The 26,220-nt window shown below is 73.9% G+C and carries 29 protein-coding genes and 2 pseudogenes; 19 read left to right on the top strand and 12 right to left on the bottom strand.

Going from position 1 to position 26,220, the window contains the following annotated elements; translation table 11 throughout:
• Position 1 precedes the first annotated feature (1 nt).
• From ACGFYU_RS11665 to ACGFYU_RS11695, 7 genes are all read left to right on the top strand, one after another.
• Positions 2-841, top strand: a complete 840-nt coding sequence (locus ACGFYU_RS11665) for an alpha/beta fold hydrolase (protein WP_393827086.1) — start codon at positions 2-4, stop codon at positions 839-841.
• A complete protein-coding gene (locus ACGFYU_RS11670) occupies positions 838-2,034 on the top strand; it encodes a glycosyltransferase (protein WP_393827087.1) in 1,197 nt (398 codons plus the stop codon). The genes ACGFYU_RS11665 and ACGFYU_RS11670 overlap by 4 nt, the downstream gene beginning before the upstream one ends.
• On the top strand, positions 2,031-3,911 hold the full coding sequence (locus tag ACGFYU_RS11675; RefSeq protein ID WP_393827088.1) for a methyltransferase domain-containing protein: 1,881 nt from the start codon (positions 2,031-2,033) through the stop codon (positions 3,909-3,911). Before ACGFYU_RS11670 ends, ACGFYU_RS11675 begins: the two co-directional genes overlap by 4 nt.
• Positions 3,908-4,912 (top strand): galactokinase, encoded by a 1,005-nt coding sequence (locus ACGFYU_RS11680; RefSeq protein ID WP_393827089.1) that lies wholly within the window; start codon positions 3,908-3,910, stop codon positions 4,910-4,912. The genes ACGFYU_RS11675 and ACGFYU_RS11680 overlap by 4 nt, the downstream gene beginning before the upstream one ends.
• Positions 4,913-4,993: 81 nt before the next feature.
• On the top strand, positions 4,994-6,208 hold the full coding sequence (locus ACGFYU_RS11685) for an alkaline phosphatase family protein (RefSeq protein WP_393827090.1): 1,215 nt from the start codon (positions 4,994-4,996) through the stop codon (positions 6,206-6,208).
• Between the two features lie 11 nt (positions 6,209-6,219).
• On the top strand, positions 6,220-7,482 hold the full coding sequence (locus ACGFYU_RS11690) for an MFS transporter (protein ID WP_393827091.1): 1,263 nt from the start codon (positions 6,220-6,222) through the stop codon (positions 7,480-7,482).
• A 9-nt stretch (positions 7,483-7,491) separates the two neighbouring features.
• A complete protein-coding gene (locus ACGFYU_RS11695) occupies positions 7,492-8,406 on the top strand; it encodes an SDR family oxidoreductase (RefSeq protein WP_393827092.1) in 915 nt (304 codons plus the stop codon).
• A gap of 8 nt (positions 8,407-8,414) precedes the next feature.
• Here ACGFYU_RS11695 and ACGFYU_RS11700 read toward each other — a convergent pair whose 3' ends face one another.
• Positions 8,415-9,032 carry an RDD family protein gene (locus tag ACGFYU_RS11700; protein WP_393827093.1) on the bottom strand — a complete coding sequence of 206 codons (618 nt, stop codon included), beginning with the start codon at positions 9,030-9,032 and terminating at the stop codon, positions 8,415-8,417.
• A 211-nt stretch (positions 9,033-9,243) separates the two neighbouring features.
• On the opposite strand from ACGFYU_RS11700, the gene ACGFYU_RS11705 reads away from it, so the two are divergent.
• Positions 9,244-9,999 (top strand): TetR/AcrR family transcriptional regulator, encoded by a 756-nt coding sequence (locus ACGFYU_RS11705; RefSeq protein ID WP_393827094.1) that lies wholly within the window; start codon positions 9,244-9,246, stop codon positions 9,997-9,999.
• Here the strand turns inward: ACGFYU_RS11705 and ACGFYU_RS11710 are convergent.
• Entirely contained in the window at positions 9,986-11,065 is a 1,080-nt protein-coding gene (locus tag ACGFYU_RS11710) for an enoyl-CoA hydratase/isomerase family protein (RefSeq protein ID WP_393827149.1), read from the bottom strand. The genes ACGFYU_RS11705 and ACGFYU_RS11710 overlap by 14 nt on opposite strands.
• Before the next feature lie 64 nt (positions 11,066-11,129).
• On the opposite strand from ACGFYU_RS11710, the gene ACGFYU_RS11715 reads away from it, so the two are divergent.
• Positions 11,130-11,693 (top strand): dihydrofolate reductase family protein, encoded by a 564-nt coding sequence (locus ACGFYU_RS11715; RefSeq protein WP_393827095.1) that lies wholly within the window; start codon positions 11,130-11,132, stop codon positions 11,691-11,693.
• On the opposite strand, the gene ACGFYU_RS11720 is transcribed toward ACGFYU_RS11715, so the two are convergent.
• Entirely contained in the window at positions 11,678-12,442 is a 765-nt protein-coding gene (locus ACGFYU_RS11720) for an AraC family transcriptional regulator (RefSeq protein WP_393827096.1), read from the bottom strand. The two genes, ACGFYU_RS11715 and ACGFYU_RS11720, sit on opposite strands and share 16 nt — an antisense overlap.
• A 54-nt stretch (positions 12,443-12,496) precedes the next feature.
• On the opposite strand from ACGFYU_RS11720, the gene ACGFYU_RS11725 reads away from it, so the two are divergent.
• From ACGFYU_RS11725 to ACGFYU_RS11735, 3 genes are read left to right on the top strand one after another with little or no spacing between them, the layout of a single operon-like run.
• Entirely contained in the window at positions 12,497-13,705 is a 1,209-nt protein-coding gene (locus tag ACGFYU_RS11725) for an MFS transporter (RefSeq protein ID WP_393827097.1), read from the top strand.
• A gap of 24 nt (positions 13,706-13,729) precedes the next feature.
• Positions 13,730-14,206: a MarR family winged helix-turn-helix transcriptional regulator gene (locus ACGFYU_RS11730; RefSeq protein ID WP_393827098.1), complete on the top strand. Its 477-nt coding sequence runs from the start codon at positions 13,730-13,732 to the stop codon at positions 14,204-14,206.
• A gap of 24 nt (positions 14,207-14,230) precedes the next feature.
• Positions 14,231-14,836 carry a hydrolase gene (locus ACGFYU_RS11735; RefSeq protein ID WP_393827099.1) on the top strand — a complete coding sequence of 202 codons (606 nt, stop codon included), beginning with the start codon at positions 14,231-14,233 and terminating at the stop codon, positions 14,834-14,836.
• On the opposite strand, the gene ACGFYU_RS11740 is transcribed toward ACGFYU_RS11735, so the two are convergent.
• A complete protein-coding gene (locus tag ACGFYU_RS11740) occupies positions 14,814-15,269 on the bottom strand; it encodes an ATP-binding protein (RefSeq protein ID WP_393827100.1) in 456 nt (151 codons plus the stop codon). The two genes, ACGFYU_RS11735 and ACGFYU_RS11740, sit on opposite strands and share 23 nt — an antisense overlap.
• 28 nt (positions 15,270-15,297) lie before the next feature.
• Positions 15,298-15,669 (bottom strand): STAS domain-containing protein, encoded by a 372-nt coding sequence (locus tag ACGFYU_RS11745; RefSeq protein ID WP_393827101.1) that lies wholly within the window; start codon positions 15,667-15,669, stop codon positions 15,298-15,300.
• Positions 15,670-15,807: 138 nt separating this feature from the next.
• Between ACGFYU_RS11745 and ACGFYU_RS11750 the strand changes: the two genes are divergently transcribed.
• Both ACGFYU_RS11750 and ACGFYU_RS11755 read left to right on the top strand, forming a co-directional pair.
• The gene (locus ACGFYU_RS11750; RefSeq protein WP_393827102.1) at positions 15,808-15,978 is read left to right on the top strand and encodes a hydrophobic protein; all 171 of its coding nucleotides are present in this window, start codon (positions 15,808-15,810) and stop codon (positions 15,976-15,978) included.
• Between the two features lie 245 nt (positions 15,979-16,223).
• Positions 16,224-16,679, top strand: a pseudogene (locus ACGFYU_RS11755) (CorA family divalent cation transporter); the annotation flags it as partial.
• A 63-nt stretch (positions 16,680-16,742) separates the two neighbouring features.
• Here ACGFYU_RS11755 and ACGFYU_RS11760 read toward each other — a convergent pair.
• Positions 16,743-16,973, bottom strand: a pseudogene (locus ACGFYU_RS11760) (hypothetical protein); the annotation flags it as partial.
• Between the two features lie 136 nt (positions 16,974-17,109).
• Here ACGFYU_RS11760 and ACGFYU_RS11765 point away from each other — a divergent pair.
• Positions 17,110-18,177 carry an NAD-dependent epimerase/dehydratase family protein gene (locus ACGFYU_RS11765; RefSeq protein ID WP_393827103.1) on the top strand — a complete coding sequence of 356 codons (1,068 nt, stop codon included), beginning with the start codon at positions 17,110-17,112 and terminating at the stop codon, positions 18,175-18,177.
• A 25-nt stretch (positions 18,178-18,202) separates the two neighbouring features.
• Here ACGFYU_RS11765 and ACGFYU_RS11770 read toward each other — a convergent pair whose 3' ends face one another.
• Together ACGFYU_RS11770 and ACGFYU_RS11775 are read right to left on the bottom strand one after the other, a co-directional pair.
• Positions 18,203-19,312, bottom strand: a complete 1,110-nt coding sequence (locus tag ACGFYU_RS11770; RefSeq protein ID WP_393827104.1) for a sensor histidine kinase — start codon at positions 19,310-19,312, stop codon at positions 18,203-18,205.
• A complete protein-coding gene (locus ACGFYU_RS11775; RefSeq protein WP_393827105.1) occupies positions 19,305-20,117 on the bottom strand; it encodes a response regulator transcription factor in 813 nt (270 codons plus the stop codon). Before ACGFYU_RS11775 ends, ACGFYU_RS11770 begins: the two co-directional genes overlap by 8 nt.
• Before the next feature lie 56 nt (positions 20,118-20,173).
• Between ACGFYU_RS11775 and ACGFYU_RS11780 the strand changes: the two genes are divergently transcribed.
• The 3 genes from ACGFYU_RS11780 to ACGFYU_RS11790 are packed head-to-tail and all read left to right on the top strand — an operon-like array spanning position 20,174 to position 22,232.
• A complete protein-coding gene (locus ACGFYU_RS11780) occupies positions 20,174-20,959 on the top strand; it encodes a glycosyltransferase family 2 protein (RefSeq protein WP_393827106.1) in 786 nt (261 codons plus the stop codon).
• A complete protein-coding gene (locus ACGFYU_RS11785; RefSeq protein WP_393827107.1) occupies positions 20,956-21,576 on the top strand; it encodes a DUF2064 domain-containing protein in 621 nt (206 codons plus the stop codon). Before ACGFYU_RS11780 ends, ACGFYU_RS11785 begins: the two co-directional genes overlap by 4 nt.
• Positions 21,573-22,232 carry a methyltransferase domain-containing protein gene (locus tag ACGFYU_RS11790; protein ID WP_393827108.1) on the top strand — a complete coding sequence of 220 codons (660 nt, stop codon included), beginning with the start codon at positions 21,573-21,575 and terminating at the stop codon, positions 22,230-22,232. Before ACGFYU_RS11785 ends, ACGFYU_RS11790 begins: the two co-directional genes overlap by 4 nt.
• A gap of 30 nt (positions 22,233-22,262) precedes the next feature.
• Here the strand turns inward: ACGFYU_RS11790 and ACGFYU_RS11795 are convergent, their stop codons facing one another.
• Together ACGFYU_RS11795 and ACGFYU_RS11800 are read right to left on the bottom strand one after the other, a co-directional pair.
• Positions 22,263-22,667, bottom strand: a complete 405-nt coding sequence (locus tag ACGFYU_RS11795) for a hypothetical protein (RefSeq protein WP_393827109.1) — start codon at positions 22,665-22,667, stop codon at positions 22,263-22,265.
• Complete coding sequence (locus ACGFYU_RS11800; protein WP_393827110.1) at positions 22,667-23,809, bottom strand: molybdopterin-dependent oxidoreductase; 1,143 nt, start codon at positions 23,807-23,809, stop codon at positions 22,667-22,669. Before ACGFYU_RS11800 ends, ACGFYU_RS11795 begins: the two co-directional genes overlap by 1 nt.
• A 114-nt stretch (positions 23,810-23,923) precedes the next feature.
• On the opposite strand from ACGFYU_RS11800, the gene ACGFYU_RS11805 reads away from it, so the two are divergent.
• Positions 23,924-25,291 carry a glycosyltransferase family 87 protein gene (locus ACGFYU_RS11805; protein WP_393827111.1) on the top strand — a complete coding sequence of 456 codons (1,368 nt, stop codon included), beginning with the start codon at positions 23,924-23,926 and terminating at the stop codon, positions 25,289-25,291.
• Here ACGFYU_RS11805 and ACGFYU_RS11810 read toward each other — a convergent pair.
• Positions 25,234-25,605: a hypothetical protein gene (locus ACGFYU_RS11810; RefSeq protein ID WP_393827112.1), complete on the bottom strand. Its 372-nt coding sequence runs from the start codon at positions 25,603-25,605 to the stop codon at positions 25,234-25,236. The genes ACGFYU_RS11805 and ACGFYU_RS11810 overlap by 58 nt on opposite strands.
• Positions 25,606-25,684: 79 nt before the next feature.
• Positions 25,685-26,071 carry a DoxX family protein gene (locus ACGFYU_RS11815; protein WP_393827113.1) on the bottom strand — a complete coding sequence of 129 codons (387 nt, stop codon included), beginning with the start codon at positions 26,069-26,071 and terminating at the stop codon, positions 25,685-25,687.
• Positions 26,072-26,220 lie beyond the last annotated feature (149 nt).

Genomic DNA, 26,220 nt, shown 5'->3' on the forward strand with positions numbered 1-26,220 from the left:
CATGGCCTTCGTCCTCGCGGGCTCGCTCCGCGTCCACGTCCAGCGGCTCCCGGCCACCGCCGGGCCCACCTCCGACACCGGCAGCGACGCCTCCGACCGGCCCGTCGTCGTGTTCCTCCACGGACTGGTCGTCGACAACCTGTCCTCCTTCTACTGCCCCCTGGCCGTGCCGGCGGCCCGGGCCGGGCACGAGGTCGTCCTCTACGACCTGCGCGGCCACGGCCGTACCGAGCGCCCGGCCGCCGGATACGACAGCCGTACCGCCGTACGGGACCTCTTCGCGCTGCTCGACGCGCTGGACCTCGGGCGGCGCCCGGTCCACCTGGTCGGCAACAGCTACGGCGGGACCCTCGCCCTGCACGCCGCCCTGGCCCGGCCCGACCTCGTCTCCGGGCTCACCCTGCTCGAACCCCCGCTCGGCGGGGCGTGGGTGGAGAACATGGTGGACACCCTCTCGGCCGCCGCCCTCAGCCTGGAGGACAGCCCGGTACCGGCTGAGCTGCTCACCCTGCGCCTGCGCAAGGCCGCGCACCTCACGGCCATCGCCGACGACCTGCTCAACCGCACCACCCTGATCGACGACATCGCCGGGAGCCGCACCTTCACCCCCGCCGACTACGGCCGGCTGCACTGCCCGGTCCTGCTGGTGTGCGGTGAGCACTCCGAACTGGTGCCGGGCGCCCGGGAACTGGCCCGGCACGCGGCGCAGGGCAGTCTGCGGATCCTGCCGGGTCTGGGGCACGACGTCCTCAAGGAGAGCAGCGGGGCGCTACGGGATGCCGTGCTCGCCCATCTCGACGCGACGGCGGCGCGGCCGCGGGTGGGAGCGCTGGTCCCATGAGGGTGCTGTTCACGGTGCCGCCGCTGGCGGGACACGTCAATCCGACGGTGGCCGTCGGGGCCGAACTGGCCGCCCGGGGCCACGAGATCGCCTGGACCGGGCCGGCTTCGGCGCTGGCCGGGCTGCTGCCCCCGTCGGCCCGGATCCTGCCGGCCGGCGAGGAGGCGGGCGGCGGCTACTCCGCGTTGCACGAACGCTGGCGCGATCTGCGCGGGGTCGGGGCGCTGCGGTTCCTGTGGGAGGAGGCGCTGGTGCCGCTGGCCCGGGCCATGGTGCCGGGGGTGACCCGGGCGGTGCGCGCCTTCGAGCCGGACGTGATGGTCGCCGACCAGCAGGCCCTGGCCGGGCCGCTGGTCGCCCGGCGGCTCGGCGTCCCGTGGGCGACGTCCGCCAGCACCTCGGCCGAACTCACCAGCCCCTTCGCCGACTTCCCGAAGGTCGGGCAGTGGGTGGCGGACCGGATCTCGGGCCTGCTCCACGAGTTCGGAGCGCACCACCCGGCCGGAGGCGGGAACGGCGGCGAGGGGCACCCGGATTGGGACCCGCGCTTCTCCGACCGACTGGTCCTCGTCTTCTCGACCCCCGAACTCGTGGGAACCGACGGCGACTTCCCACCCCACTACGCCTTCGTCGGCCCGGCCTTCGGGGCCCGGCCGACGGCCCCCGACTTCCCCTGGCAGCGGCTCGACCCGGACCGGCGGCGGGTGCTGGTCTCCCTGGGCACCCTCAACCAGGAGGCGGGCGGCCGCTTCTACGGGGCGGTACTGGGCGCGGCCGAGCGGCTGGCCGCACGGGTGCAGCTGGTGCTGGCCGCGCCCGCCGCGCTGGTCGGGGCCGCGCCGGACCACCTCCTGCTCCAGGAGCGCGTCCCGCAGCTGGAGTTGCTGCCGCACCTGGACGCGGTGGTCTGCCACGGCGGCCACAACACGGTCTGCGAGGCCCTCGCGTACGGGCTGCCGCTGGTGGTCGCACCGATCCGCGACGACCAGCCGATCGTGGCCCAGCAGGTGGTCCGGGCCGGGGCCGGGGTCCGGGTGCGGTTCGGCCGGACCCGGGCCGAGGAACTGCGTGACGCGCTCACGGCCGTGCTGGACGAACCCGGCCCCCGCCGGTCCGCCCGGCGGATCCAGGCCTCATTCGCCGCGGCGGGCGGCGCCGCCGCCTCGGCCGACCGGTTGGAGAAGCTGACATGACGCCACCGCCGCTTTCCCGGGGCCGGGGCCGGCTCCCGGTCCGGTGGACCTCCGCGGTGCTGCTGGCCGCGCTCGGCGCGGGGACCGTGCGGGCCGGCCGGCGGCTGCGGGCGATCCCGGTGCTGCCGGTCCCCCCGTCCGCGGCGGCCGGGGTGCCGCGGGCCGCCGGGTGGCGGCTGCTCACCGCCCGGGGGGTCGAGCCCGACGCCGGCACCTTCCTCGCCGCGTGCGCGCACGCCGACCGGGAGGGTCTGCGGGTGCTGGACCTGCTGCCCGCGGATCTGGCCGCCGAGCGGGCGCTGGGGCTGCTGCGGCTGGTCGACCCCGCCCGGTACCGGCAGGACCGGCTCGGCGAGGGCCGCGGGGCGGGCTTCGCCGTGCTCGTCGCCGACGAGGTGCTCGAACGGGCCGGGGTGGATCCGGGCGGGCCGCGCCCCGGTCCCGCGGAACTCCTCGCGCTCACCCGTCGTTTGAAGGAGTACGCGGCCGGGGCGACGGGTCTGGCCATCGCCCCGGCGCTCAGCTGCGGGCCGGCGGCCGATGACGCCGGGCCCGCGCGGGCCGCCGAGCTGCGGGCCCAGGGGCTGCCGCCGGGGGCGCTCGCCGCCGCGCAGCTGTCCGGGCTGGCGCTGCTCGCGGGGGTCGCCCTGCGCCAGGGCCGGTGGGGCGTCGCCGCGGCCGGGCTGTACTGGCTCCAGCCGTACCTCGCCCTCGGCGGGCCGGGCTCCCCGCTGCGCCCCGCCGATCTGGCCCGGGCCACCGCCGCCCGGCCGGTCCGCTCCCTCGGCGCTGCCCTTCGTACGGTCGCGGCGGCCGACCGGACCCGGTCCGGCGGTCCGGAGGCCGCCCGGACCGCCGCCTACCGGACCGAGCTGGCCGCCGGGACCGACCGGTTCTTCGAACCGCGCCGCCCGGACTGCCCGTGGTGCGGCTCCGGCCGGCTGTCCGTCCGCGTCCGGATGCCCGACCAACTCCAGGGCAAGCCGGGCCGGTTCACCCTCGAACAGTGCGGGGACTGCGGCCACGTTTTCCAGAACCCCCGACTCACGCCGGACGGGCTGGAGTTCTACTACCGCGACTTCTACGACGGCCGCGGCGGCGAGGGCGCGGGCACCGTCTTCGGCCGGCTCGGCGCCGCCTACCGGAGGCGTGCCGAGATGCTCATCCCCCATGCGGACCCGCCCGCCTCCTGGCTCGACGTCGGGACCGGGCACGGGCACTTCTGCAACGCGGCGCGGGCGGTCTGGCCCCTGACCCGGTTCGACGGGCTCGACATGGGCGACGGGGTGCGGGAGGCGGAGCGGCGGGGCTGGGTGGATACCGGATTCCAGGGCCAGTTCCCGGAGTTCGCCTCGAAGCTGGCGGGCCGGTACGAGGTGGTCAGCATGTACCACTACCTGGAGCACACGCGGGATCCGTTCGCGGAACTGGACACGGCGGCGGCCGTCCTCGCCCCCGGCGGCCACCTGGCCATCGAGCTCCCCGACCCGGAATCGCGGATGGCCCGGCTGCTCGGCCCGGCGTGGCTGCCGTGGTTCCAGCCGCAGCACCAGCACCTGATCCCGGCCGCGAACCTGCGCGAGGCACTGGCCGACCGGGGCTTCACCGTCCTCGCCGAGGAGCACGGCCCGGCCCACCAGGGCAACGACTTCTTCGGCGCGGTGGCCCTCACGGCAACCCGCCTGACCCCGGACCCGGACCGCCCCTGGGGTCCCCCGCCCACCCCCCGCGACCGCGCCCGCGCCGCCGCGGTACGGGCGGCCGCCCTCCCCCTGTTCGCCGGCGCGACACTCCTCGACGCCCTGCGCACCGCCGCGGCCCACCACACGGACGGCGGCAACGCCTACCGCCTCCTGGCCCGCAAGGCCGCCCGATGACGCCCCCCGCCGGGTCGGCACGGGGCCGGGGGCCCGGCACCCGGGCGACCGACCCCGCCGGCGGCGGACCCGGTTCGGGGGCCACCCCGAGGACCGTCGACCCCGCCGGAGGCGACCTGGCTCGGCGGGCCACCGCCGATCCGCTCTTCCGGCTCGTCGCCTACGCCCTCGAAGCCGCGCACGGGCGGCCCCCGGCCGCCGTGTGGAGTGCCCCGTACGCCTTCCACCTCGGCTCGCCCGGGCTCGTCGCGGCCGCCGGCTGGCCCACGGCGGCCGCCGCGGCCCCCCGCACCGACGGCCTCGTGCGGCTCAGCTCCCTCTCCCACCCCGCCGACAGCTGCGACCTGCCGCTCACCCTGTCCGGGCCGCCGCCCGCGGCGCCCGCCTGGGCCGCCCGGCCGTACGCCGTGCTGCGCGCGCTGGCCCGGGCCGGCTACGGCCGCGGCGGCACCGACCTGCACGTGCAGGGCTCCCTCACGGCCGCCGCCGGGCTGGCCACGGCCGAGCCCGCCGACTGCGCGACGGCGCTCGCCGTGGCCGACGCCCACACACCGCCCGGCACCGGGCCCGACCGCGCCCACCTGGCCCGGCTGCTCGCCGAAGCCCTGCCGGAGGGCGACGACACCCTGCGCCGGGCGGCGCTCTTCGCCCGCCCCGGCAAGGCCCTGCTGCTCGCCGCGGAGCCCCAGGGGCATCGGTACGTCACCTTCGACCCGGCCTCCTCCGGCTCCCGGCTGGTCCTGGTCGCCGTACGCGGCGAACCGGCGGACCGGCCGGCCGACCTGGCCCGGGCCGTGGCCTGCGCCCGGCGCGCGGGGGCCGTCAGCGCCTGGCCTCCCGGCCCGGCGCACCAGTCCGGGCGGAGCGTACTGGTGCTGCTGCCCGAGGCTCGCCTGGCGGCGGTACGGGCCGCGGTCGCGGAGGACTTCCGCGACCGGGCGCGGCCCGTGCCGCGGTTCCTGAACATCGCCGTGGCCGGTGCGGCCCGGCGCGAGGAATGACACACAGAGGAGGAACCACCCATGCCCCTTCCCTCACCGACCGCGGCACGCGCGAGACGCGGTGCCCGACGGTCCGCGATCGTGGCCGCACTCGGCGCGCTCGGCCTGCTGGGCGCCTTCACCGTCGCCAACTCCGAGGCCGCCGAGACCGGTTCCGCCGCGGCGGCCACCGCGGCAGCGGCCGCACTGCCGACGTACGACCACGTCGTGGTCGTCGTGTACGAGAACAAGCAGTACGGCGAGATCATGGGCAGCGCGAACGCCCCCTACATCAACCAGCTGGCGAGCGGCGGCGCGAGCCTGACCGGCATGAAGGCGCTGACCCACCCCAGCCAGCCCAACTACTTCAACCTCTTCTCCGGCGCCACCCAGGGCATCACCGGAGACGGCTGCTACACCCCGCAGTCGATGACGGCCCCGAACCTCGGCCAGGAGCTGATCGCGGCGGGCAAGACCTTCGCGACGTACAACGAGGACCTGCCGGCCGAGGGTTCCACGGCCTGTACGAACGGCCAGTACGCCCAGAAGCACAATCCGTGGTTCGCCTTCAAGAACGTGCCGCTGAACACCGGCAAGACGTGGGCGCAGTTCCCGCAGAACAACTTCGCCGCCCTGCCGAACCTGTCCTTCGTCGTGCCCAACCAGTGCAACGACATGCACTCGTGCTCGGTGGCCACGGGCGACACCTGGACGAAGAACAACATCGACGCCTACGCGCAATGGGCGAAGGCCAACAACAGCCTGCTGGTGCTGACATGGGACGAGGACAACTACCTCGGCTCGAACCAGATCGCCACCGTCTTCTACGGGGCGAACGTCAAGACGGGGACGTACGGCACCGCCTTCAACCACCACCACCTCCTCCGGACCTTCGAGGACCTGTTCGGTACGGCGACGCACGCGGGCAACGCGGCGAACGTGCAGCCGATCAGCGAGGTGTTCGCCACCGGCTCCACGCCCACCCCTACCCCGACTCCCACTTCAACGCCCACCCCGACTCCGACCCCGACACCCACCCCCACCCCGACCACGGGTGATCTGAAGCTGGCCAATCCCGGCCCCCAGACCTGCAAGTTCAACCAGTCCTGCACCATTCAGCTCACCGCGACCGGCGGCAACTCCCCGATCCGCTACGCGGCCACGGGCCTGCCCTTCGGCCTGACCGTCGACGCCGGCTCGGGCCGGATCAGCGGCAAGCCGTGGTCCGTCGGCACGGTCCAGGTCACCGCCACGGCCACCGACGCCACGGGTGCCACCGTCACCGCAGCATTCCCGCTCACCGTCAACTGGTTCTGAGGGAGGCATCCGTGTACCTGTCGACCAGCCGGGCCGCGGACATCGCCGGGCGCACCTCTCCTGCCCGAGGACGCTTGCGGGCGGTCCCCGGCACCGTGTTCGCGCTCGGCCTGGTCAGCCTGGTCACGGATGTCTCGGCCGAGATGGTGACCGCCGTCCTGCCGCTGTACCTGGTGGCCGGACTCGGCATGTCCCCGCTCGCGTTCGGCGCCCTGGACGGGCTCCACCAGGGCGCCACCGCGCTGCTGCGCCTCGTCGGCGGCCGGATCGCGGACCGCACCCGCCGCCGCAAGCTGGTGGCGGGCGCCGGCTACGCGCTCTCCGCCGCCTGCAAGGCGGCACTGCTCGCCGTCACCACCCCCTGGTCGGTGGCGGCGGTGCTCGCCGCCGACCGCACCGGCAAGGGCCTGCGCACCGCCCCGCGCGACGCGCTGATCTCGCTGTCCTGTCCGCCCGAGGAGCAGGGCCGCGCCTTCGGGGTGCACCGCGCGCTGGACACGGCGGGCGCGCTGCTGGGGCCGCTGGCCGCGTTCGGGGTGCTGTGGGTGGTGGTGGACGGGTACGAGGCCGTGTTCACCGTGAGCTGCTGCGTCGCGGTGCTGGGCGTGGTGGTCCTGGCCCTGTTCGTACGGGAGGCACGGGAGGTACAGGAGGCACGGGAGACTCCCGCGCCCGCCGCCCGCGCGCCCCTGCCTCCCGTCCGTGCCCTCGTACGGATCCCCGGGCTGCGGCGGCTCTGCGCGACGGCCGCCGCGCTCGGCCTGTTCACCGTCGGCGACGGCTTCCTCTATCTGCTGCTCCAGCGCCGGCTCGACCTGCCGGCCGCGTACTTTCCGCTGCTGCCCGTGGGTACGGCGGCCGTGTTCCTGCTCGCCGCGCTGCCCCTGGGGCGGTTGGCCGACCGGCTGGGGCGGCGCCGGGTGTTCCTGGCAGGGCACGTGCCGCTGCTCGGCGCCTGCCTGCTGCTCCTGGCCCCGGCACCGGCCGGTCCCCCGCTCGTCCTCGGCGTCCTCGCCCTGCTCGGCCTGTTCTACGCGGCTACCGACGGGGTCCTGATGGCGGCCGCCGGGCCGCTGCTCCCGGCCGAACTGCGCACCACCGGGCTCGCGGTGCTCCAGACGGCGCAGGCCCTGGCCCGGTTCGCGGGTTCGCTGCTCTTCGGGGCGGCCTGGACGCTGTGGGGGCCGGACACCGCGCTGGGGGCCGCGACAGGTGCGCTGGCCGCCGCCGTGGCCGCCGTCTGCCTGCTCTCGTCAGGCCGCGTCCGGGCATAGGCTCGCCGTATGTCTGGAACTCTTGAGGGCAAGGTCGCCCTCGTCGCGGGCGGCACCCGGGGAGCGGGCCGGGGCATCGCCGTCCAACTGGGCGCGCGGGGCGCGACGGTGTACGTGTCGGGCCGCAGCACCCGGGGCCGGCGTTCGGAGTACGACCGGCCGGAGACGGTCGAGGAGACCGCCGAACTGGTCACGGCGGCGGGCGGCGTGGGCATCCCCGTGGTCGCCGACCATCTGGTGCCCGTCGAGGTGGAAGCCCTGGTACGGCGGATCGACGCCGAGCAGGGGCGCCTGGACGTGCTCGTGAACGACATCTGGGGCGGGGAGCGGCTCTTCGAGTGGGAGAGCCCCGTCTGGGAGCACGACCTGGACAACGGCCTGCGGCTGCTGCGCCTCGCGGTGGAGACCCACGCCGTCACGAACCATTTCGCTCTGCCGCTGCTGCTGCGCGCGCCGGGCGGTCTGGTGGTGGAGATGACGGACGGCACCGCCGAGTACAACGCGGGCCATTACCGGAATTCGTTCTTCTACGACATCGCCAAGTCCTCGGTACTGCGGATGGCGTTCGCGCTGGGCCACGAGCTCGGGCCGCGCGGGGGCACGGCGGTGGCACTGACCCCGGGCTGGCTTCGCTCGGAGATGATGCTCGACGCCTTCGGCGTGACGGAGGAGACCTGGCGCGACGCGCTGGCCGAGGTCCCGCACTTCGGCATCTCGGAGACCCCGTCGTACGTGGGCCGCGCGGTCGCGGCGCTGGCCGCGGACCCGGAGGTGGCGCGCTGGAACGGGCAGTCGCTCTCCAGCGGCCAACTCGCGCGGGTCTACGGCTTCACGGACCTCGACGGCAGCCGGCCGGACGCCTGGCGCTACATGGTCGAGGTCCAGGACCCCGGCCTGCCCGCCGATCCGACCGGCTACCGCTGAGCCCGTCGTCAGCTCTTGGGGACCGTGATGACGAGGGTGTTGCACACCTTGTCGGCGAAGGTCTGCTTCTTCTCGTCCCACAGCGGCCACAGGAAGCCGATGTAGCAGGCGATGCCGTCGAGGAAGTGGGCCAGCCTGCGGACGAAGGCCATGCCGAAGCCGAGCGGCTGTCCGTCGGCCTCGCGCCGGACGCTGATGCCGAGGACCTTCTTGCCGAGCGTCTGGCCGGTCTTGCCCTCGAGGTAGAGGTCGTAGACGCTCATCGCGATGGCGTAGAGCACGCCGATGGTGAAGAAGATCCCGGGCTGCGGCGGGTTCTCGCTGCTGGTGGCGAGGTCGATGAAGCCCAGCGCGTACATCGGGCCGGCGATGATCAGGCCGTCGAGCAGGGAGGCGCCCACGCGCTGGCCCCAGCGGGCCAGTTGCGGCATCCCCATGCCGGGCATACCCGGCATGCCCGGCATGCCCGGGGCGCCCGCCGGGGGGTACGCGCCGTACGGCGGCGGCGTCTGCTGCTGCGGGTAGCCGTACTGCGGGGGCACGCCCTGGGGCGCCTGCTGCGGGTAGCCGGGCTGGCCCTGCGGGGGCTGCTGGCTGTACGGGTTGTTCGGGTCGCCGAAGCTCATGGCGAAGTCTCTCCAGGGGAACGACAAATGGGGACGAAGCGGAGTGGAGGCGCCGGTGTCCGGATCAGCGGTGCGCCTTTGCGCCCCCGTGCTGCCGCGATCATGCGCCCCCATGGTGTTCACCGCACCGGCTTCTGTCCAATTCCGATCGCTTCCGTGGACACCGTACGCACCAAGCGTACGGTGTTCGCACATGCGCTAGGGTGGAGCCATGCCAGCCGACGAGAACCAGAAGAACGAGCCGGGCCCCGCCGTCCCCTCCGTCTGGGCACGCCCGCGCCGTCGCAAGGAGCAGCAGCCGGCGCTCAGTCAGGCCCAGATCGTCGCCACGGCCGTGCGGCTGCTCGACGCCGAGGGCATCGAGGCGCTGAGCATGCGCAAGCTCGGCACCGAGATGGGCGCCGCCGCCACCTCGCTGTACCGGCACGTGGCCAACAAGGACGAGCTCATCGAGCTGGTCGTGGACGAGGTCTACGGCGAGCTGGAGGTGCCGGAGCCGGCCGGCCCGGAGGCGTGGCGCGAGGCCTTGGCGCACAGCGGCCACAGCCTGCGCGACATGGTCCTGCGCCACCCCTGGGTGGCCTCGGTCCTCGGCCAGGTCGGGCTGGCCCACCTGGGCCCGAACCTGATGCGCATGTCGGAGCGGATGCTGAGGCTCGCCCAGGCGGCCGGCTTCCCGCCCGGCGAGGCGGACCTCGCGATGAAGGCGGTCATCTCGTACGTCATCGGAGCCACCACCAGCGAGGCCTCCTACCTCTCCCTCCTCGCCCGCAGCGGCAAGAGCGAGGCGCAGTGGTTGGAGTCGCTGCTGCCCGCGGCCCAGGAGGCCCTGGACGGGCACCCGTTGACACAGGACCACGCCGCCTCCCGGCAGGGCGTGGACCCGGCGCGGATGCGCGAGGAGAACTTCGACTACGGGCTCCAGCGGGTCCTGGACGGCCTGGAGGTCCGGCTCAGCCGCGGCTGAGGCCGCCTTCCGCAAGCCGCAGTTCGTTCCCCTCCCCGAGTGGGGCGAAGAACCGCTCCACGTCCGCGTCGGACACGTCCGCCAGGGCCGGGGGCGACCAGCGCGGCCTGCGGTCCTTGTCGACGACCTGCGCCCGGATGCCCTCGACCAGATCGGGCAGCGAGCGCAGCGCGTTGCAGGAGACCCGGAACTCCTGGGCCAGCACTTGTTCCAGCGAGCCGAGGCGCCGGGAGCGGCGCAGGGCGGCGAGGGTGACCTTGAGCGCGGTCGGGGACTTGGCGAGGATCGTCTCGGCGGCCTCCTTGGCGGCCGGCTCGTCCTCGCCGAGCAGCATGTCCACGATCTCCTCGACGGTTTCGGCCGCGTAGCAGCGGTCGATCCAGGGCCGCCCGCCCGCGAGTTCACCGGGCGGCGGCGTGGCCGCGTAGCGCGGCAGCACCTCGTGGACGGGGGCCGTGGCGAGTGCGGCCGTCAGCTCCGGGAGCCGGTCGGCGGGGACGAAGTGGTCGGCGAGCCCGCACAGCAGCGCGTCGGCGGCCCCCACGGCGGCCCCGGTGAGGGCGAGATGGGTGCCGAGGCGGCCTGGGGCTCGGCCGAGCAGCCAGGTCCCGCCGACGTCGGGGACGAAGCCGATCCCGGTCTCGGGCATCGCCACGCGGGAGCGCTCGGTGACGACGCGGACCCCGCCGTGGGCCGAGAGCCCGACGCCGCCGCCCATGACGATCCCGTCCATGAGGGCCACGTACGGCTTGGGATAGCGGGCGATGCGGGCGTTGAGCCGGTACTCGTCGCGCCAGAAGTCGGCGGAGGCGGTGGTCCCGGCCTTGGCGTCGTCGTGGAACACGCGGATGTCCCCGCCCGCGCACAGCCCGCGTTCGCCGGCTCCCCGGATGAGGACCTGGTGGACGGCGGGGTCGGTCTCCCAGGCGGTCAGGGCCTCGTCGATCCGTAGCACCATGGGGTGGGTGAGGGCGTTGAGGGCCTTGGGGCGGTTGAGGGTGACCACCCCGGTGCGGCCCTCGGTGTGGAGCAGGACGGTGTTCTCGTCTTCGGTCTTCACACGCATCAGTATCTCCGCGGCCCGCGCCGTTCCCGCCGCGGGGCGGCCCGCGGGCGTAGCCTGGGCGGCCATGCGGAAGATCATCCTCATGTCGTCGGTGTCCCTCGACGGCTACATCGAAGGGCCCGAGCGGCAGATCGACTGGCACCGCGTCGACGAAGAGCTGCACCGGTTCTTCAACGACGAACTCCGCGCGATGGGCGGCTTCCTGTCCGGCCGGGTGACGCACGAGCTGATGGCGGACTTCTGGCCGACGGCCGACGCCGACCCCGCGAACGCCGGCCCGGTGGCCGAGTTCGCCGGCATCTGGCGTTCCATGCCCAAGTACGTGTACTCGCGCACCCTGGAGCGGGCCGACTGGAACACCACCGTCGTCCGGGACGTCGTACCGGAGGAGGTCGCCGCGCTCAAGGCCGGCCCCGGCGGCGACCTGGTGCTGAGCGGGGCCGATCTGGCCGCCTCGTTCCTGCGCCTCGACCTGGTGGACGCGTACCGGATCTACGTGCACCCGGTGCGGATCGGGCGCGGCAAGCCGCTGTTCCCGCCCGTGGAGGGCGGCCCGGTGCCGCTGCGCCTGGAGGGCACCCGCGCCTTCGGCAACGGGGTCGTGCAGCTGCGCTACGAACGTCCGTAGGCCCCCGGGGTGTGCCCGAACGCCCGCCGGAAGACGTCGATGAACGCGCTCGCCGACGACCACCCGCAGCGGTGCGCGACCGCGGTCACCGGGGTGTCGACCGCCAGCAGCCGCAGGGCCTGGTGCAGCCGGAGCTGCGTGCGCCACTGCGGGAAGGTCATGCCCAGCTCGGCCCGGAACAGCCGGCTCAGCGTCCGCTCGCTCGCCCCGGCCCCCGATTCCGAGCCGAGCGCGGCCAGTCCGCGCGGGTCCGCCGGGTCCGCGTACAGCAGGGCGCAGACCGCGGCGAGCCGCGGGTCGGTGGGGGCGGGCAGGTGCAGCGGCTGGAGCGGCGAGGCCTTCAGCTGGTCGAGGAGGACCCCGAGCATCCGGCGCCGCGCGGGGCTGCCGTCCTCGGGCGTCCGGGTGTAGGCCAGGATCAGCTCGCGCAGCAGCGGCCCCACGGCGATCACGGCCGGCGCGTCCAGGGAGAGCGGGTCGATGCGGGTCGGCAGGCCGATGCAGTGCAGGTCGGTACGGCCGAACGCGCGGTGCTCGTGCACCGTACCGGCCGGGATCCACAGGGCCCGGGTCGCGGGGGCCACCCAGGTGCCGGCGTCGGTGGTGATCGACAGCACCCCGCGGCCGGCGTAGGCGATCTGGTGGTCGTCGTGGCGGTGGGCGTCGATCCCGATGTCGGAGTCGAGCTCGCTGACGTTGGTCGCGGCGCGCGGCGTGTGGCGGATTTCCGTGTGGCGGATTTTCTGCATCACCAGGCAATTTATCGGAAGCGCCGCACGGGCGCCGAGGGCGATTCTCGACCGGTGAAGAAAAGACCGGTGGAGAAGAACGACATCCGCATCCGCACCGCCGCCTTCGCGGCGGGCCACTCGTGCGTGGACGTCTACCAGGGAGCAGTCGCCGCGCTCGTCCCCTTCCTCGTGGCGGAACGCGCCTACGACTACGCCGCCGCGTCCGGCATCGTGCTCGCCGCCTCGCTGCTCTCGTCCGTGGTCCAGCCGCTGTTCGGGATGCTGACCGACCGGTGGCCGATGCCGTGGCTGATACCGCTGGCCACGGCCGCGGCCGGACTGGGCATCGCCCTGGTGGGACTGGACGCGGGCTACCCGGCCACCGTGGCCGCCGTCGGCCTGTCGGGGCTGGGGGTCGCCGCCTACCACCCGGCGGCCGCCCGGTGGGTCCGTACGGCCCCGGGCGGGGCCGGGCACACCGCGATGAGCTGGTTCGCGCTCGGCGGCAACGTCGGCTTCGCCTGCGCGCCGCTGCTGGTCGTCGGCGCCCTGGCGGTGCCCGGGGCGGCCGGCTGGTGCCTGCTGGCGCTGCCGGCGGCGCTGGGCGTCCTGCTCAACCTGCCGCGTTCGACCGGGCACGGCGGGGCCGAGGCGTCGGCGGCGTCCACCGCCGCCGCGCGCACCGGCGGGGAGGACTGGCCGGCGTTCCTCAGGCTCTCCCTCGTCGTGGTGGTCCGCTCCGTCGTGTTCATCGGCCTGAGCACCTTCATCGCCCTGTACGTACGCGAGCGCGGCGGTGGTGAAACCGCCGGCGCCGTGGCCCTGTTCGCCCTGTTCGCGGGCAGCGCCGGCGGCACCCTGCTCGGCGGCCGGCTCGCGGACCGCTGGGGCCGGGTCACCACCGTCCACCGGTCGTACGCCGCGGCCGTGCCCGCCGTCGCCGGGATCCTGTTCCTGCCGCTCCCGCTGGTGTACGGGTGCGCGGCGCTGGCGGCCGCCGCGCTGTACGTGCCGTTCTCCCTCCAGGTCACCCTGGGCCAGGACTACCTCCCGACGCGCATGGGCACGGCGAGCGGGGTCACCCTCGGCCTGACCGTGAGCGTCGGCGGCCTCGCGAGCCCGCTCATCGGCGCCGCCGCGGACGCCACCTCGCTGCGCGTCGCCCTGCTGCCGCTGGCGGTGCTGCCGGTGCTGGCGTGGGCCCTGTCGCGGCGGCTGCCGGAGCCGGAGCCCGAACCGGTGGTGGTCCCGCAAAGTGGTAAGTCAGACTTGCAAGTTTGACTGTATGTCCCGTAGCGTCAAGATATGCCCGCAGAGCGCCCCAAGGCCGACACGCCAGACGTACGGGACGTGCCGGCCAGCGAGCCCCGCGACACCGCCGAGGAGCTCCAGCTGGCCCTCGGCATGCTGACCCGGGAAATGCGCGCCGCCGCCTCCGGCAGCGGGGTGAGCCTGTCGCAGGTGTCCGTACTCAAGCGGCTCGACCGCCTCGGGCCCTCCACCGCCTCCGAGCTGGCGCACGCCGAGAAGATCCGCCCGCAGTCGGTGATCGCCACGGTGAACGCCCTCCAGGCCGAGGGGTACGTCACCCGTACCCCGCACCCCACCGACGGCCGCCGGCTGCTCGTCTCCCTCACCCCCGAGGGCCGGGCCTTCGTCGGCGAGCGCCGCAGGGCGGGCCACGGGCGCATCGCCGAGCTGATCGCCGAACGGCTGACCCCCGCCGAGCAGCGGCTGCTCGCGGAGGCGGTCCCGCTGCTGCGCCGCCTGGCCGAGCACTGAGAGCCACACCCCCGAAGGAGCCCCATGACCGACGCCAAGACCATCGCTGCGACCGGCGACTCGAACCGCCTCGCCCTCGGCGAGGACACCGCCCTGGTCCTCATCGACCTCCAGACGGGCATCCTGGCCCTGCCGACCGCCAAGCCCTCCGCCGAGATCCTCAAGAAGGGCCTCGCGCTCGCCGAGGCGTTCCACGCCCACAAGCTGCCGGTCGTCCTGGTCAAGGTCGCCTGGTCCCCCGACGGCGGCGACCTGCCCACCGCCAACGTGGACCGCCCGGGTCCGGCGTCCGCGCCGCCCGCCGCGTTCTCCGAGATCCCGGCCGAGCTCGCCGCGCTCGGCGACGTGGTCGTCACCAAGCGTCACTGGGGCGCCTTCACCGGTACCGAGCTCGACCTCCAGCTGCGCCGCCGCGGCATCCACCGCATCGTGCTGGCCGGCATCTCCACCAGCGTGGGCGTCGAGTCCACCGCCCGTACCGCCTGGGAGCACAGCTACGACCTGGTCTTCGCGGAGGACGCCACCGCCGACACGGACGCCGAATCCCACGCGCACAGCTTCGGCAAGATCTTCCCGCGCATCGGCAAGGTCAGCACCGCCGACGAGATCATCGCCGCCCTGGATTCCTGAGCGGCTCGGGAACGGCCACCTCCAGCCACACGCACTTGCCGCCGGGCCACGGCCGGGAACCCCACCGGCTGGCCAGCCGTTCCACGATCAGCAGCCCGTGCCCGCCGGGCCGTCCCGCCTCCGCGGCCGACCGTGCGCGCACGGGCACGGGTGGCTCCGGGTTCCCGTCGGTGACCTCTATCCGCAGCCGTTCGTCGGTGCAGTCCAGGAGCAGTGCCCCCGGCCCCCCGCCGTGCAGGCAGGCGTTGGCGACGACCTCGGACACCAGCAGGAGCACGTCCTCCGCGGCTTCCCGCTCGGCCTCCGTCTCGGCCGGCAGCCAATCCCACGCGGCCAGCGCCCGGCGGACGAAGTCACGACTGCGCGTCACGACATCGGTGGTCCCGTCCAGCACCAGGGACCGGGTCCGGCCGGGTGACCCCCGCTGTTCCATGACGCTCAGGCTCCTCCGTGTCGACGCGCTAGCGGGACGGACCGCTGGAGTCCCCCAGCGCGTCCGCCACCCCGGCGTGCACGGGAAACAGCCCGTCCGCGCCGGTGATACGGAACATCCGGGCAACCGGCCCGTGCAGCCCGGCCAGTTCCAGGCTGCCGCCCGCCTCCTGGGCGGCGAGCCGACCGTGCAGCAGCGCGTTCAGCCCGGTGGAATCGCAGAACCCCAGCCCCGCCAGGTCCACCAACACCCGCCCACCCGGGGCGACCGCCGCATCGAGGGCGTCCCGCAGGGGCCGGACCGTGTCATGGTCCAGCTCCCCGGCGACCTCGAGGACGACGGCACCGTCCGCCGCACGCACCGCGACGGTAAAACGCTCACTGTCCGCTCGCGCGACCATCCGGCACCACCCTTCCGTTCACTCCCTGCCCCTTCCCAGAAGCCACGGGTATACGCCTCCACCACGCATGATGTACATCGCGCGGGGCAGGCGCAGTCACGCAAGCAGTCGAGACCCACTCCTGAGAGAGGAATCGACATGATCCCGCTCCTGCTCGTACTCCTCGTGATCCTGCTCCTCTTCGGCGCCGGCTTCGCCGTCGAAGTCCTCTGGTACATCGCCCTGGCGGTCCTGATCCTGTGGCTCCTGGGCTTCCTGGTCCGCTCCCCGGGCCCCGGCGGCGGCCGCTCCCGCTGGTACCGCTGGTGACGCTGGTGACGCTGGTGACGCTGGTGAGCCAACATCCCTCAGCCGTGCGATTCCAGACACACAGAAGGCAGTTCTCCCACGGTTGAGAGAACGGCCTCCGACGTGCGCAAAGCGCAGACGCCAGGAGGCAGACCATGATCGTCGACTGTGCGCACTACCGGGACGGGCGCCGACAGCATGTCGGCCCGATGCCTCTGGAGGAGGCGGCCGCCCACTGCAAGCAGGGCGGATTCGTCTGGCTGGGCATGTTCGAACCGGGTCCCGAGGAATTGGCCCGCGTACGCGAGAGCTTCGGACTGCACGAACTCGCCGTCGAGGACGCCCAGGCCTTCCACCTGCGACCGAAGGCCGAGCAGTACGAGGACGGCACGGAGCTGATCATCCTGCGCACCGCACGCTACGACGACGAGCGCGAGGAGATCGACACCGGCGAGATCAGCGTCTTCCTCTCCGAGCACTTCGTGATCACCGTTCGCCAGGGCATCGCCAGCGAACTGACCGGCGCCCGCCTCAGACTCGAGCACCGACCCGAACTGCTGCAGACCGGCAGCACCTCCACACTGTGGGCCATCCTCGACCAGGTCGTCGACAGCTACGCGCCCGTCGTGGCGGAGCTCGAACGCGACATCGAACAGATCGAGGCCACGGTGTTCTCCGGGACGGTCGCCCCGACCGAGCGGATCTACTCCCTGCGCCGCGAGGCAACCGACTTCTACCGCGCGGTGCACCCGCTGCTCGCCGTGCTCGCCCGACGGTTGATGCCCGAACAGGTAGAACCCGAGCCACCCCTTGTCCGGCGTCTGGTCGTTGCGCGCAGCCAGATCCGGGTTGTACGCGGCGTACGACAACAAGCCCGTCACGAACAGGACGGTGATCCCGACCAGCAGGACCAGCCCGAACACCGCCGTCAACCACGGCCCCCGCAACGGGCTGCGCCAGAACCCGGGACGCGACGGACCCGGCGGCGGCCCGCCCGGCCCGCTGCCATCCGCAATCCATGCGATACCACAGAGATCTCGTGACACGCCAGGCGGAAGCCGCCTCGCGCTTCCCGCGGCTCCTGATGACGGAAGTCTTACGTGCACGCGTGGGAGACCGCCCGGAGCTCCCGCGCTGCGTAGCGTCCTGTGCATGCGCGTACTCGTCACCGGAGGGGCCGGGTTCATCGGCTCCCACATCGTCACCGCCCTCACGGCCGCCGGGCACGACCCGGTCGTCCTCGACGCCCTGCTGCCCGCCGCCCACCCCGGCACTCCGCCGCTGCCCGACGCGGAATTCGTCCGAGCCGACGTACGGGACGCCGACGCGGTCCGCGCGGCGCTGCGCGGAGTGCGCGCGGTGTGCCACCAGGCAGCGATGGTCGGTCTCGGGAAGGACTTCGCGGACGCCCCCGAGTACGTCGGCTGCAACGACCTCGGGACGGCCGTGCTGCTGGCGGAGATGGCGGCCGCCGGGGTCCGTGAACTCGTACTCGCCGGGTCGATGGTGGTCTACGGAGAGGGCCGGTACAGGTGCGAGCGGCACGGAACGGTACGCCCCGGGCCGCGGCGGACCGAGGACCTCGAGTCGGGCCGGTTCGAGCCCCGCTGCCCCGACTGCGGAGCCGAGCTCGCCCCGGGCCTCGTCGGCGAGGACGCGCCGACGGACCCGCGGAACGTCTACGCGACGACCAAGCTGGCCCAGGAGCACCTGGCGGCCTCCTGGGCCCGCTGCGCGGAGGGCCGGGCGGTGTCGCTGCGCTACCACAACGTGTACGGGCCGGGGATGCCGCGCGACACCCCCTACGCCGGGGTGGCCTCGTTCTTCCGGTCCGCGCTGGCCAGGGGCGAGGCTCCCCGGGTCTTCGAGGACGGTGCGCAGCGGCGGGACTTCGTCCACGTCACGGACGTGGCCTCGGCGAACGTGGTGGCGCTGGAGGCGGTCGGCGGTATGCCTGCCGGGCGGTTGGGCGCGTACAACACCGGCAGCGGGGAACCGCACACGGTCGGCGAGATGGCGTCCGCGCTCGCCTCGGCGCACGGCGGACCGGCGCCGTTGGTCACGGGCGAGTTCCGCCTCGGCGACGTACGGCACGTCACGGCCGACTCCGCCCGGCTGCGCGACGAACTGGGCTGGCGCCCGGAAGTGGGCTTCGCCGACGGGATGGCCGAGTTCGCCCGGTCCGGTCAGCGGGCGTCGGCGGGCTCCGCCGCGGGCTGACCGCGGAGCTACGGGCCGATGCCGCCTACGCGGGTGCCGGGAGGGTCAGTTCGAAGCGGCAGCCGCCCGGCACGTTGTGGACGTCGGCGTGGCCGGAGTGGGCCTCGACGATGCCGCGGACGATGGCCAGGCCCAGGCCCGCGCCCGAGGGAGGGGTACGCGCCTGCGTGCCCCGCCAGCCGGTGTCGAAGACGCGGGGCAGGTCCGCCTCCGGGATGCCGCCGCAGGCGTCGGTGACGGACAGCACCACCGCGTCCGCGCGGCGTTCGGCGGCGATCGCGACCGTGCCGTCGGCCGGGGTGTGGCGGATGGCATTGACCAGCAGGTTGGACAGCACCCGCGTCATCTCCTTGCCGTCGACCTCCACCGGGAGCGGGGCCACGCCCTCGCCGGCCAGGCGCACGCCGTGTTCGCGGGCCAGGGCGTCCGCGCCCGCGAGCGCATCGCCGACCAGGTCGTAGAGGGACATCCGGGTGGGGCTGAGGGCGAGGGCCCCCGCGTGGATGCGGGACAGCTCGAACAGGTCGGTGACCATGGAGTTGAGGCGCTCCACTTCGGCGCGCATCTGCTGGTGGTAGCGGGCCGGATCGGCCGCCATGCCGTCCTCCAGCGCCTCCGACATGGCGCGCAGCCCGGCCAGCGGAGTGCGCAGGTCGTGCGAGATCCAGGCCACGAGTTCCCGCCTGGAGGTCTCCAGCGCACGCTCGCGTTCGCGTGAGGCCACGAGGCGCTCGCTGGTGAGGGCCAGTTCGCGGCTCAGCGCGGCGAGTTCGGCGGGGGCCGGCACGGCGGGAGAGGTGAAGGTGCCGTCCTCCCCGAAGTCGCGTGCCGCGCCGACGAGTTCCCGACAGCGCAGCACGACCTGCCGGCCCAGCAGCAGGGCGGTGCCGAGCGATACGGCGGCGGCCATCGCGACGACCGTGGTCACCACGGCGAGGTCGTGGGAGGACAGGAACATCGCCCAGGCCACGGAAAGGGTCCCGGCGAGCATCGCGGACACGGCGACCGCGGCGACGACCGTGAGGGACACGGCGACGCTCCGCCGGCGCAGTATCCGCAGCGCGACCGCGCCGAGCAGTCCGGCGGCCGCCGCGCCGAGGAAGGCGTACAGGGCGATCAGCAGCAGGTCACGCAAGGCCGTCCTCCGCCCGGGTCCCGGCCGCCCCGGCCGCCCCGGCCGCCGCCCGGTCGTACGGGTGGGGGCCCGCCTCGAAGCGGTATCCGGCGCCCCATACCGTCCGGATCAGCCGCGGATCGGCCGGATCCTTCTCGATCTTGCTCCGTAGCCGGCGGACGTGCACGGTGACGGTGGAGAGGTCGCCGAAGTCCCAGCCCCAGACCTCGCGCATCAGCCGCTCGCGGTCGCAGACCTGCCCCGGATACCGCAGGAAGTAGGCCAGCAGGTCGAATTCCCGCAGGGTGAGGGAAAGTTCCTCGCCGTCCTTCGTCGCCCGGCGGGCGGCGGGGTCCACCGCCAAGCCGGCGGCGGCGAGCCGGGGCTCATCGGCGGGTGCTGCCGCGGACACCCTGCGCAGGACCGACCGTACGCGCAGGACCAGCTCGCGCGGGCTGAAGGGCTTGGTCACGTAGTCGTCCGCGCCCACCTCCAGACCCAGGATCCGGTCGTCCTCGTCGCCGCGTGCGGTGAGCATGACCACGGGTACGGAAGGCCGCCCGTCCGCCCGGGCCCGAAGCCTGCGGCAGACCTCCAGACCGTCCATGCCGGGCAGCATCAGGTCGAGGACGACGAGGTCCGGCCGGTGCCGGGCGGCGGCATCGAGGGCGGCCGGACCGTCCGCGGCACGGTCCACGGTGAACCCGGCCCGCTCCAGATAGCCGGTCACGACCTCCGAGACGGTCGGGTCGTCGTCCACCACCAGGACGCGGCCCGCGACGTCGCCGGAGGAGGGGCTCGGGTCGGTTTCGTTGCTGGCTCCCATGCCCTCCAGGGTGCCATCGAGCCGGCCCGGGGTGGACCCGGCCCTGCCGCCGTGCGATGTGGTGTCCGCGTTTCGTAAGGTCTTCGGGCGCCTTTCCAGGCCGTCCGGTTCCTACGGTGTGGAGGGTGACTTCTCCTTCTTGCGGTCCGCTCCGCGCGGACCTCGTACTGCCGTGCCTCGACGAGGCGGAAGCCCTGCCCTGGGTGCTGGCGCGTGTGCCGGCCGGTTGGCGGGCCATCGTCGTCGACAACGGCTCCACCGACGGCTCGGCGGACATCGCCCGCAGCCTCGGCGCCACCGTCGTGCACGAGACCCGCCGCGGCTTCGGCGCCGCCTGCCACGCCGGGCTGCTCGCGGCACGCGCCGAGCTCGTCTGCTTCTGCGACTGCGACGCCTCCATGGACCCCGGCCTGCTCGCCCCGATGGCCGAGCGGGTCGCGGCGGGCGAGACGGACCTGCTGCTCGGCCGGCGCCGCCCGCAGGAGCGCGGCGTCTGGCCGGCGCACGCCCGCGCGGGCAACCTCGCTCTGGCACGGATGCTACGCCGCCGAACCGGGCTGCGGCTGCACGACCTCGGGCCGATGCGGGTCGCACGCCGCGAGGCGCTGCTCGGTCTGGAGCTGACCGACCGGCGCAGTGGATACCCGCTCCAGATGGTCGTACGGGCGGCCGACGCGGGCTGGCGGGTGGCCGAGACGGACGTCCCGTACCTGGCCAGGTCGGGGAAGTCCAAGGTCACCGGTACCTGGCGGGGCACCTGGCACGCCGTACGCGACATGCGCCGGGTACTCGCCGAGCCGCCGGGGCCCCGGCCCACACCGGCCGAGGGGGTCTCCGCATGAGCACCCTCCTCGTCATCGCCAAGGCCCCCGTCGCGGGCCGCGTGAAAACCCGCCTCACCACGGTGTTCACCCCGCAGCAAGCGGCCGACCTGGCCCTCGCCTCGCTCCAGGACACCCTCGCCGCGGTCCTCGCCGCACCGGCCCGGCGCCGAGTCCTGGTCCTCGACGGACAGCCGGGATCTTGGATCCCGGACGGGATCGAGGTCGTCCCGCAGGGCACGGGCGGCCTGGACGCCCGGCTGGCCGCCGCGTTCGCCCTGGCCGACGGGCCGGCCCTGCTCATCGGCATGGACACCCCGCAGGTCACCCCCGGCCTCCTCGCGCTCGGCCTCGACTTCGGCGAAGCGGACGCCTGGTTCGGGCCCGCCGACGACGGAGGGTTCTGGGCGCTCGGCCTGGCCGATCCCGACCCGGCGCTGCTGCTCGGCGTGCCCATGTCCGTGCCGCACACCGGCGAGGTCCAGCGGCGGCGGCTCACCGACGCGGGACTGGCCGTACGGGACCTGCCCGAGCTGTGTGACGTGGACACGCCCGCCGACGCCGAACGGGTCGCCGCGGCCGCACCCCGGACCCGCTTCGCCACCCTGCACTCCGACCTGTGCACGGTGCCGCGATGACCGCCCAGCTCACCGAAGCGGCCGCACGGACCTGGCAGGCCGACCCGTACGCCGACGCGCTGCGCGCCGGCCAGGGCCCGCTCTACCTCCGTCGCCACGACGGCTGGCTGCTGCCCCTCGAAGTCGAGCGGTGGTGCGCCGGGCCCGACGCGGCCGACGACACCGTCCTGGCCCGATGTACCGGGCCCGTCCTCGACGTCGGCTGCGGACCGGGCCGTCTGGTCGCCGCCCTCGCCCGACTCGGGCACATCGCGCTCGGCGTGGACGTCACCCCCGAGGCGGTGGCCCGTACCGTGCGGGCGGGCGGCAGCGCCCTGTGCCGGTCCGTGTTCGACCCGCTTCCCGGCGAAGGCGGTTGGGGCACGGTCCTGCTCATCGACGGCAACATCGGTATCGGCGGGGACCCCGCCGTCCTGCTGCGCCGGGCCGCCGAACTGACCGCACCCGGCGGCTCCCTGGTGGTCGAGGTGGCCACGGTCGACGTCGACGAACGCGTCGAGGTGTACGTCGAGGACGGCAGTGGCGGGCGTGGGGCGGCCTTTCGGTGGGCCCGCCTCGGCACCCGCGCCCTGCACGCCGAGGCGAAGGCCACGGGCTGGACCCCGTACGGTGCCTGGCAGGCGGCGGGCCGGCACTTCGTGCACCTCAGGCTCTGACCGCCGGCGGTTCTCGGCGCGGCGCCCCGATCAGGCCCGCCGGCCCGCCCTGCGCAGCACGGTACGCACACCGGCGTAGGCGATGGTGAGCAGCGCGACGGCTGCCATGGCGAGCAGCCAGTTGCGCAGGTATTCGAGCGGCAGGACGGTGGGGTTGGCCACGCCGCCGGGACGCAGGAGCGGCGGAAGGGCGATCGCGGTCAGGGAGCCCATGACGATGAGCGCCCCACGCGGTAGCCCACGCAGCCGCAGGCCCGCGGCCGCGGCGAGGGCCGCGATCGCGATCACGAGGGGGGCGATGAACCCGTCGTGCACCACGACCGCTCCCCCGAGCCAGGCGGCGATCCGCCACGGCTCGGGCTGCCGGCACAGCAGCCACCCGCCCCAGGCGGCGAGCACCAGCCCGAAGCCACCCATCACGTACCGGAAGCCCATCACACGACCTCCAGCCGGCCGACCCACTTGGTCTGAAGGACACCGGGCCGGTTCGGGGCGATGATCCGCGCCGGGTAGCCGTGGTCCGGGGACAGCACCTCGCCGTTCAGGCGCAGTGCCAGCAGTGTGAGCGGGTCCTGCGCGTAGAGCCGTCCCATCTCCATCACCCGGTAGGCGCCCGCCGCTTCGAGGGAGACCACTCGGGCCCGCGAGCCGGGTCCGCCTCCGGCACGTTCCAGGAGTTCACGCACCCGTACTCCGGTCCAGTGGGCGGACTTGCTCCAGCCCTCGACGCAGGCGATGGGCAGGGTGACCTCGTACTGCGGCATGGCGCGCAGCTCGTCCAGCGTGAGGGTGTAGGGACGCGGTCCGACCACGTTCAGCCGCCAGCCGGCCAGCGAGGCCTCGGTGACGCGCGCCGCGGCGGCCGTGCGGTTCACGGGCAGCCCTTGGACCCCGTGGGAGGGGCTGCGCGGGCCGAACAGGTCCAGCGAACCGAGCGCGGTGACGGACTGTCCGACCGTGGTGACCGTGACCGCTCCGACCGCGGCCGTGACACCGAGGAGGAGCCGGCGCCGGTCGGGCCCGTCGGTCTTGGGCAGGGCCAGGGTGCCCGGTGAGCGGAGGGTGAAGTGGTCCCGGATCTTCGGCCATTGCACGGAGAGGTGCAGGAGCAGCGAGCCGAACAGCAGCCAGGCGACCGCGTAGTGCACGGGCACGAAGTCGAAGGGCCAGGGGTACCACTGGAAGGTGTTCAGCAGCCCGGTGAACAGCTCGAACAATCCGGCGGCGACGAGGACGGCCCCGGAGATCCGCTCCAGGGCGTGGAGCGCCGATCGCACCGGGGGCCAGGCGAACAACCGCGGGTAGACCGCCCACAGCTTGGCAAGCAGCAGCGGGATCGCGGCGATCCCGGACGCCACGTGCAGACCCTGGGTGAACCGGTAGCCCCAGTACGGACGGCTCGGCAACCGGTCGGCCAGCCATCCCGGCGGGTGCTGGAGGTAGTGGCTCAGTACACCGGTGGCGAAGCAGACGACCATGGCCAGGCCGAGCAGGCGTCCGATCGCGGTCGCGGTACGGGCATCGTGGAGGCGCGCCTTGAAGGTGACGGGTGGTCCGGGAGGCAGGGTGATACGCATGCCTCCATCACACCCCCGGCGAGGCCCGCACATGTCGCCGGAACACCTTACGAAACACGGACGGCCATGGCGCCGCCCACCTTCGGACGGCCAAGTCCTGGAACGCTTCCGCAGGTGAAACCCCTTACCGCGCTCGTCGCCACCACCCTGGCCCTCGCCGCACTCACAACCGTCCTCGTCATCACCGTCGGGTACGGGGGCTACTTCAGCGATCCGGTCGGCCTGTTCTGGCGGTACTCGGCCTGCTGGGTGGTCTTCGCCGTGGCCCTGCCGGCGCTGCGCCGGGTCCCCGCCCGCCACGTTGCCTGGTTGATCCTGGCGGGGGCCATCGCCGTAACCGTGGCCGGGCTGGTGGGGCCGCCGCGAACCAGCACCGACTCCTACCGCTACGCCTGGGACGGACGGGTCCAGTCCGCCGGGGTCTCACCGTACGACCACACCCCGCAGGACCCTGCGCTCGCCCGGCTGCGCGACCCCTGGCTCTTCCCCACCGGCACCGCCTGCACGGGCCCGGACCTCGCACCCATCCCAGCCGCCGACGGCACGCGCCACTGCACCCGCATCAACAGGCCCGCCGTCCACACCATCTACCCGCCCGTCGCCGAGGCGTACTTCCTGGCCGTCGACCGGCTCTCCCCCGACGGCGCCCGGCACAAGCCGCTCCAGATCGGTGCCGCCCTGATCTCCCTCGGCGTCACCGGGACACTCCTCCTGATCCTGCGACGGCGGGGCGACGACCTCCGCAAGGCCGCGTACTGGGCCTGGTGCCCGACCGTCGCCGTCGAAGCCGTCAACAACGCCCACATCGATGTCCTGGGCGTGCTCCTCGCGGTCTGCGGACTCGGCCTCGTCGCGTCCCGGGCTATGACCCGTCGGACAGCGGGCGGAGTGCTGATCGGGGCCGCCGTCGCCACGAAGCTCATGCCCGCCGTCGTTCTCCCCGGCGCGCTCTCCGGGGTCCGCCGCGTCCGCGACGCGGCCGTCGTACTGCTGCCCGCCGCGGCCTTCGTCGTACTCACCTACCTCCCGTACGTCCTCCTCTCGCACGAATCGGTCTTCGGCTACCTCGGCGGCTACGTGGAGGAAGAGGGCTACGACGACCCCTCGGCCGGATCCCGCTACTCGCTCCTGCGCCTGGCCCTGCCCGACACCTGGGCCTTCCCCGTACTGCTCGCGATCGTCGCGGGCGTCTGCCTGTACGTGATGTGGCGCGGGGACCCGCGGCGCCCCTGGAGCGGCGCCCTCCTCGTCACCGGCTGGGCGTTCGTCCTCCTCACCCCCGGCTACTCCTGGTACGCGCTCCTGCTGATCGCCCTCGTCGCCCTCGACGGACGCTGGGAATGGCTGGGCATCGCACTCGCGGGCGCCGCCGTCTACGTCCTCGGCCCGCCCTTCGACTACCAGCCGACGCTCAGCAACCTCGCCTACGGCGCCACGGCCGCCCTCGTCCTCGTGATGAGCCGGCTCCGACGGCGACGGTGAGGCACCTCGTCCGCTGGTGGTGTGGGGAGCCGGCGTGAGGAGTTGTTGCCGTACCGATGTACTGCGTGGTTGCGGCCACCACGCGACCGCCATGGCTCCAGACACACGAAAGGCCGTCCTCTCATTGGCGAGAGAACGGCCTCCGACCTGCGTACCTCTGGCCCGCCGAGGTTGGTGTACAGGGCTTGTCCGCCCAGCAGGATGTGGAAGGTCCGGCCTTCCTGACCGACGTACTGCGCGCGAGCCGTCCGGGCAGCCACCCCTGCCTCCATGTCGTCGGGAGTCCCGTAGAAGTCCACAACGAGGCGCAGCACGGCAGCCGCGTACTGCGGAGTCTGCAGGAGGCCGAGAAGGGTTCCGGGCTGTCCCCCACATACGCCCGCGTGGCCCTGGTCAGCCGGTGAAGGGTTCCAGTGCGAAGCGGCCTATCGCCACGAAGGCGGTCAGGGCGAGGTAACCGCCGTCCCCCATCGCGGCTTTGGTCTCGCCGCGGCGGATCCGCACGATCGCGGCGCCGGTCATGATCAGTGCCAGGCCGCCGGCCGCCAGCGGTACCAGTATCGGCGCGATGCCGAGCAGGGCGGGCAGGGTCAGGCCCGCGGCACCGAGGATCTCGAGTGCTCCGATGGCCTTGAGGGTGCCGGGGTTGAAGTCGAGGACCCAGCGCGCGGCGTCGGCCATCGCGGCCATCTTCTCCCGTGGGACGAACAGCTTCCCGAAGCCGGAGAACAGAAAGACGGCGGTCAGCAGGCCGGTGATGATCCACAGTGCGGTGTTCATGAGTGTTGTCCTTGGCCGATGTCTGGAGTGGCGGCCGCGGGGGGGGGGCGGGGGGGGCCGGGCCCCCCCCCCCCCCCCCCCCGCGGCCCCCCCGCCCCCCCCCCCCCCCCCCCCGCAAAAACCACACCCCGCGCCCCCGGGGCCACAAA

It is taken from the genome of Streptomyces sp. NPDC048337 (genome assembly GCF_043201175.1).
Lineage (GTDB): Bacteria > Actinomycetota > Actinomycetes > Streptomycetales > Streptomycetaceae > Streptomyces.

What these genes read in the sequence shown, in the direction of transcription:
- ACGFYU_RS11665 (WP_393827086.1), top strand. Translation starts at nt 2, where the DNA reads ATGGCCTTCGTCCTCGCGGGCTCGCTCCGCGTCCACGTCCAGCGGCTC.
- ACGFYU_RS11670 (WP_393827087.1), top strand. Translation starts at nt 838, where the DNA reads ATGAGGGTGCTGTTCACGGTGCCGCCGCTGGCGGGACACGTCAATCCG.
- ACGFYU_RS11675 (WP_393827088.1), top strand. Translation starts at nt 2,031, where the DNA reads ATGACGCCACCGCCGCTTTCCCGGGGCCGGGGCCGGCTCCCGGTCCGG.
- ACGFYU_RS11680 (WP_393827089.1), top strand. Translation starts at nt 3,908, where the DNA reads ATGACGCCCCCCGCCGGGTCGGCACGGGGCCGGGGGCCCGGCACCCGG.
- ACGFYU_RS11695 (WP_393827092.1), top strand. Translation starts at nt 7,492, where the DNA reads ATGTCTGGAACTCTTGAGGGCAAGGTCGCCCTCGTCGCGGGCGGCACC.
- ACGFYU_RS11700 (WP_393827093.1), bottom strand. Translation starts at nt 9,032, where the DNA reads ATGAGCTTCGGCGACCCGAACAACCCGTACAGCCAGCAGCCCCCGCAG.
- ACGFYU_RS11705 (WP_393827094.1), top strand. Translation starts at nt 9,244, where the DNA reads ATGCCAGCCGACGAGAACCAGAAGAACGAGCCGGGCCCCGCCGTCCCC.
- ACGFYU_RS11710 (WP_393827149.1), bottom strand. Translation starts at nt 11,065, where the DNA reads ATGCGTGTGAAGACCGAAGACGAGAACACCGTCCTGCTCCACACCGAG.
- ACGFYU_RS11715 (WP_393827095.1), top strand. Translation starts at nt 11,130, where the DNA reads ATGCGGAAGATCATCCTCATGTCGTCGGTGTCCCTCGACGGCTACATC.
- ACGFYU_RS11720 (WP_393827096.1), bottom strand. Translation starts at nt 12,442, where the DNA reads ATGCAGAAAATCCGCCACACGGAAATCCGCCACACGCCGCGCGCCGCG.
- ACGFYU_RS11730 (WP_393827098.1), top strand. Translation starts at nt 13,730, where the DNA reads ATGCCCGCAGAGCGCCCCAAGGCCGACACGCCAGACGTACGGGACGTG.
- ACGFYU_RS11735 (WP_393827099.1), top strand. Translation starts at nt 14,231, where the DNA reads ATGACCGACGCCAAGACCATCGCTGCGACCGGCGACTCGAACCGCCTC.
- ACGFYU_RS11740 (WP_393827100.1), bottom strand. Translation starts at nt 15,269, where the DNA reads ATGGAACAGCGGGGGTCACCCGGCCGGACCCGGTCCCTGGTGCTGGAC.
- ACGFYU_RS11745 (WP_393827101.1), bottom strand. Translation starts at nt 15,669, where the DNA reads ATGGTCGCGCGAGCGGACAGTGAGCGTTTTACCGTCGCGGTGCGTGCG.
- ACGFYU_RS11750 (WP_393827102.1), top strand. Translation starts at nt 15,808, where the DNA reads ATGATCCCGCTCCTGCTCGTACTCCTCGTGATCCTGCTCCTCTTCGGC.
- ACGFYU_RS11765 (WP_393827103.1), top strand. Translation starts at nt 17,110, where the DNA reads ATGCGCGTACTCGTCACCGGAGGGGCCGGGTTCATCGGCTCCCACATC.
- ACGFYU_RS11775 (WP_393827105.1), bottom strand. Translation starts at nt 20,117, where the DNA reads ATGGGAGCCAGCAACGAAACCGACCCGAGCCCCTCCTCCGGCGACGTC.
- ACGFYU_RS11780 (WP_393827106.1), top strand. Translation starts at nt 20,174, where the DNA reads ATGTGGTGTCCGCGTTTCGTAAGGTCTTCGGGCGCCTTTCCAGGCCGT.
- ACGFYU_RS11785 (WP_393827107.1), top strand. Translation starts at nt 20,956, where the DNA reads ATGAGCACCCTCCTCGTCATCGCCAAGGCCCCCGTCGCGGGCCGCGTG.
- ACGFYU_RS11790 (WP_393827108.1), top strand. Translation starts at nt 21,573, where the DNA reads ATGACCGCCCAGCTCACCGAAGCGGCCGCACGGACCTGGCAGGCCGAC.
- ACGFYU_RS11795 (WP_393827109.1), bottom strand. Translation starts at nt 22,667, where the DNA reads ATGGGCTTCCGGTACGTGATGGGTGGCTTCGGGCTGGTGCTCGCCGCC.
- ACGFYU_RS11800 (WP_393827110.1), bottom strand. Translation starts at nt 23,809, where the DNA reads ATGCGTATCACCCTGCCTCCCGGACCACCCGTCACCTTCAAGGCGCGC.
- ACGFYU_RS11815 (WP_393827113.1), bottom strand. Translation starts at nt 26,071, where the DNA reads ATGAACACCGCACTGTGGATCATCACCGGCCTGCTGACCGCCGTCTTT.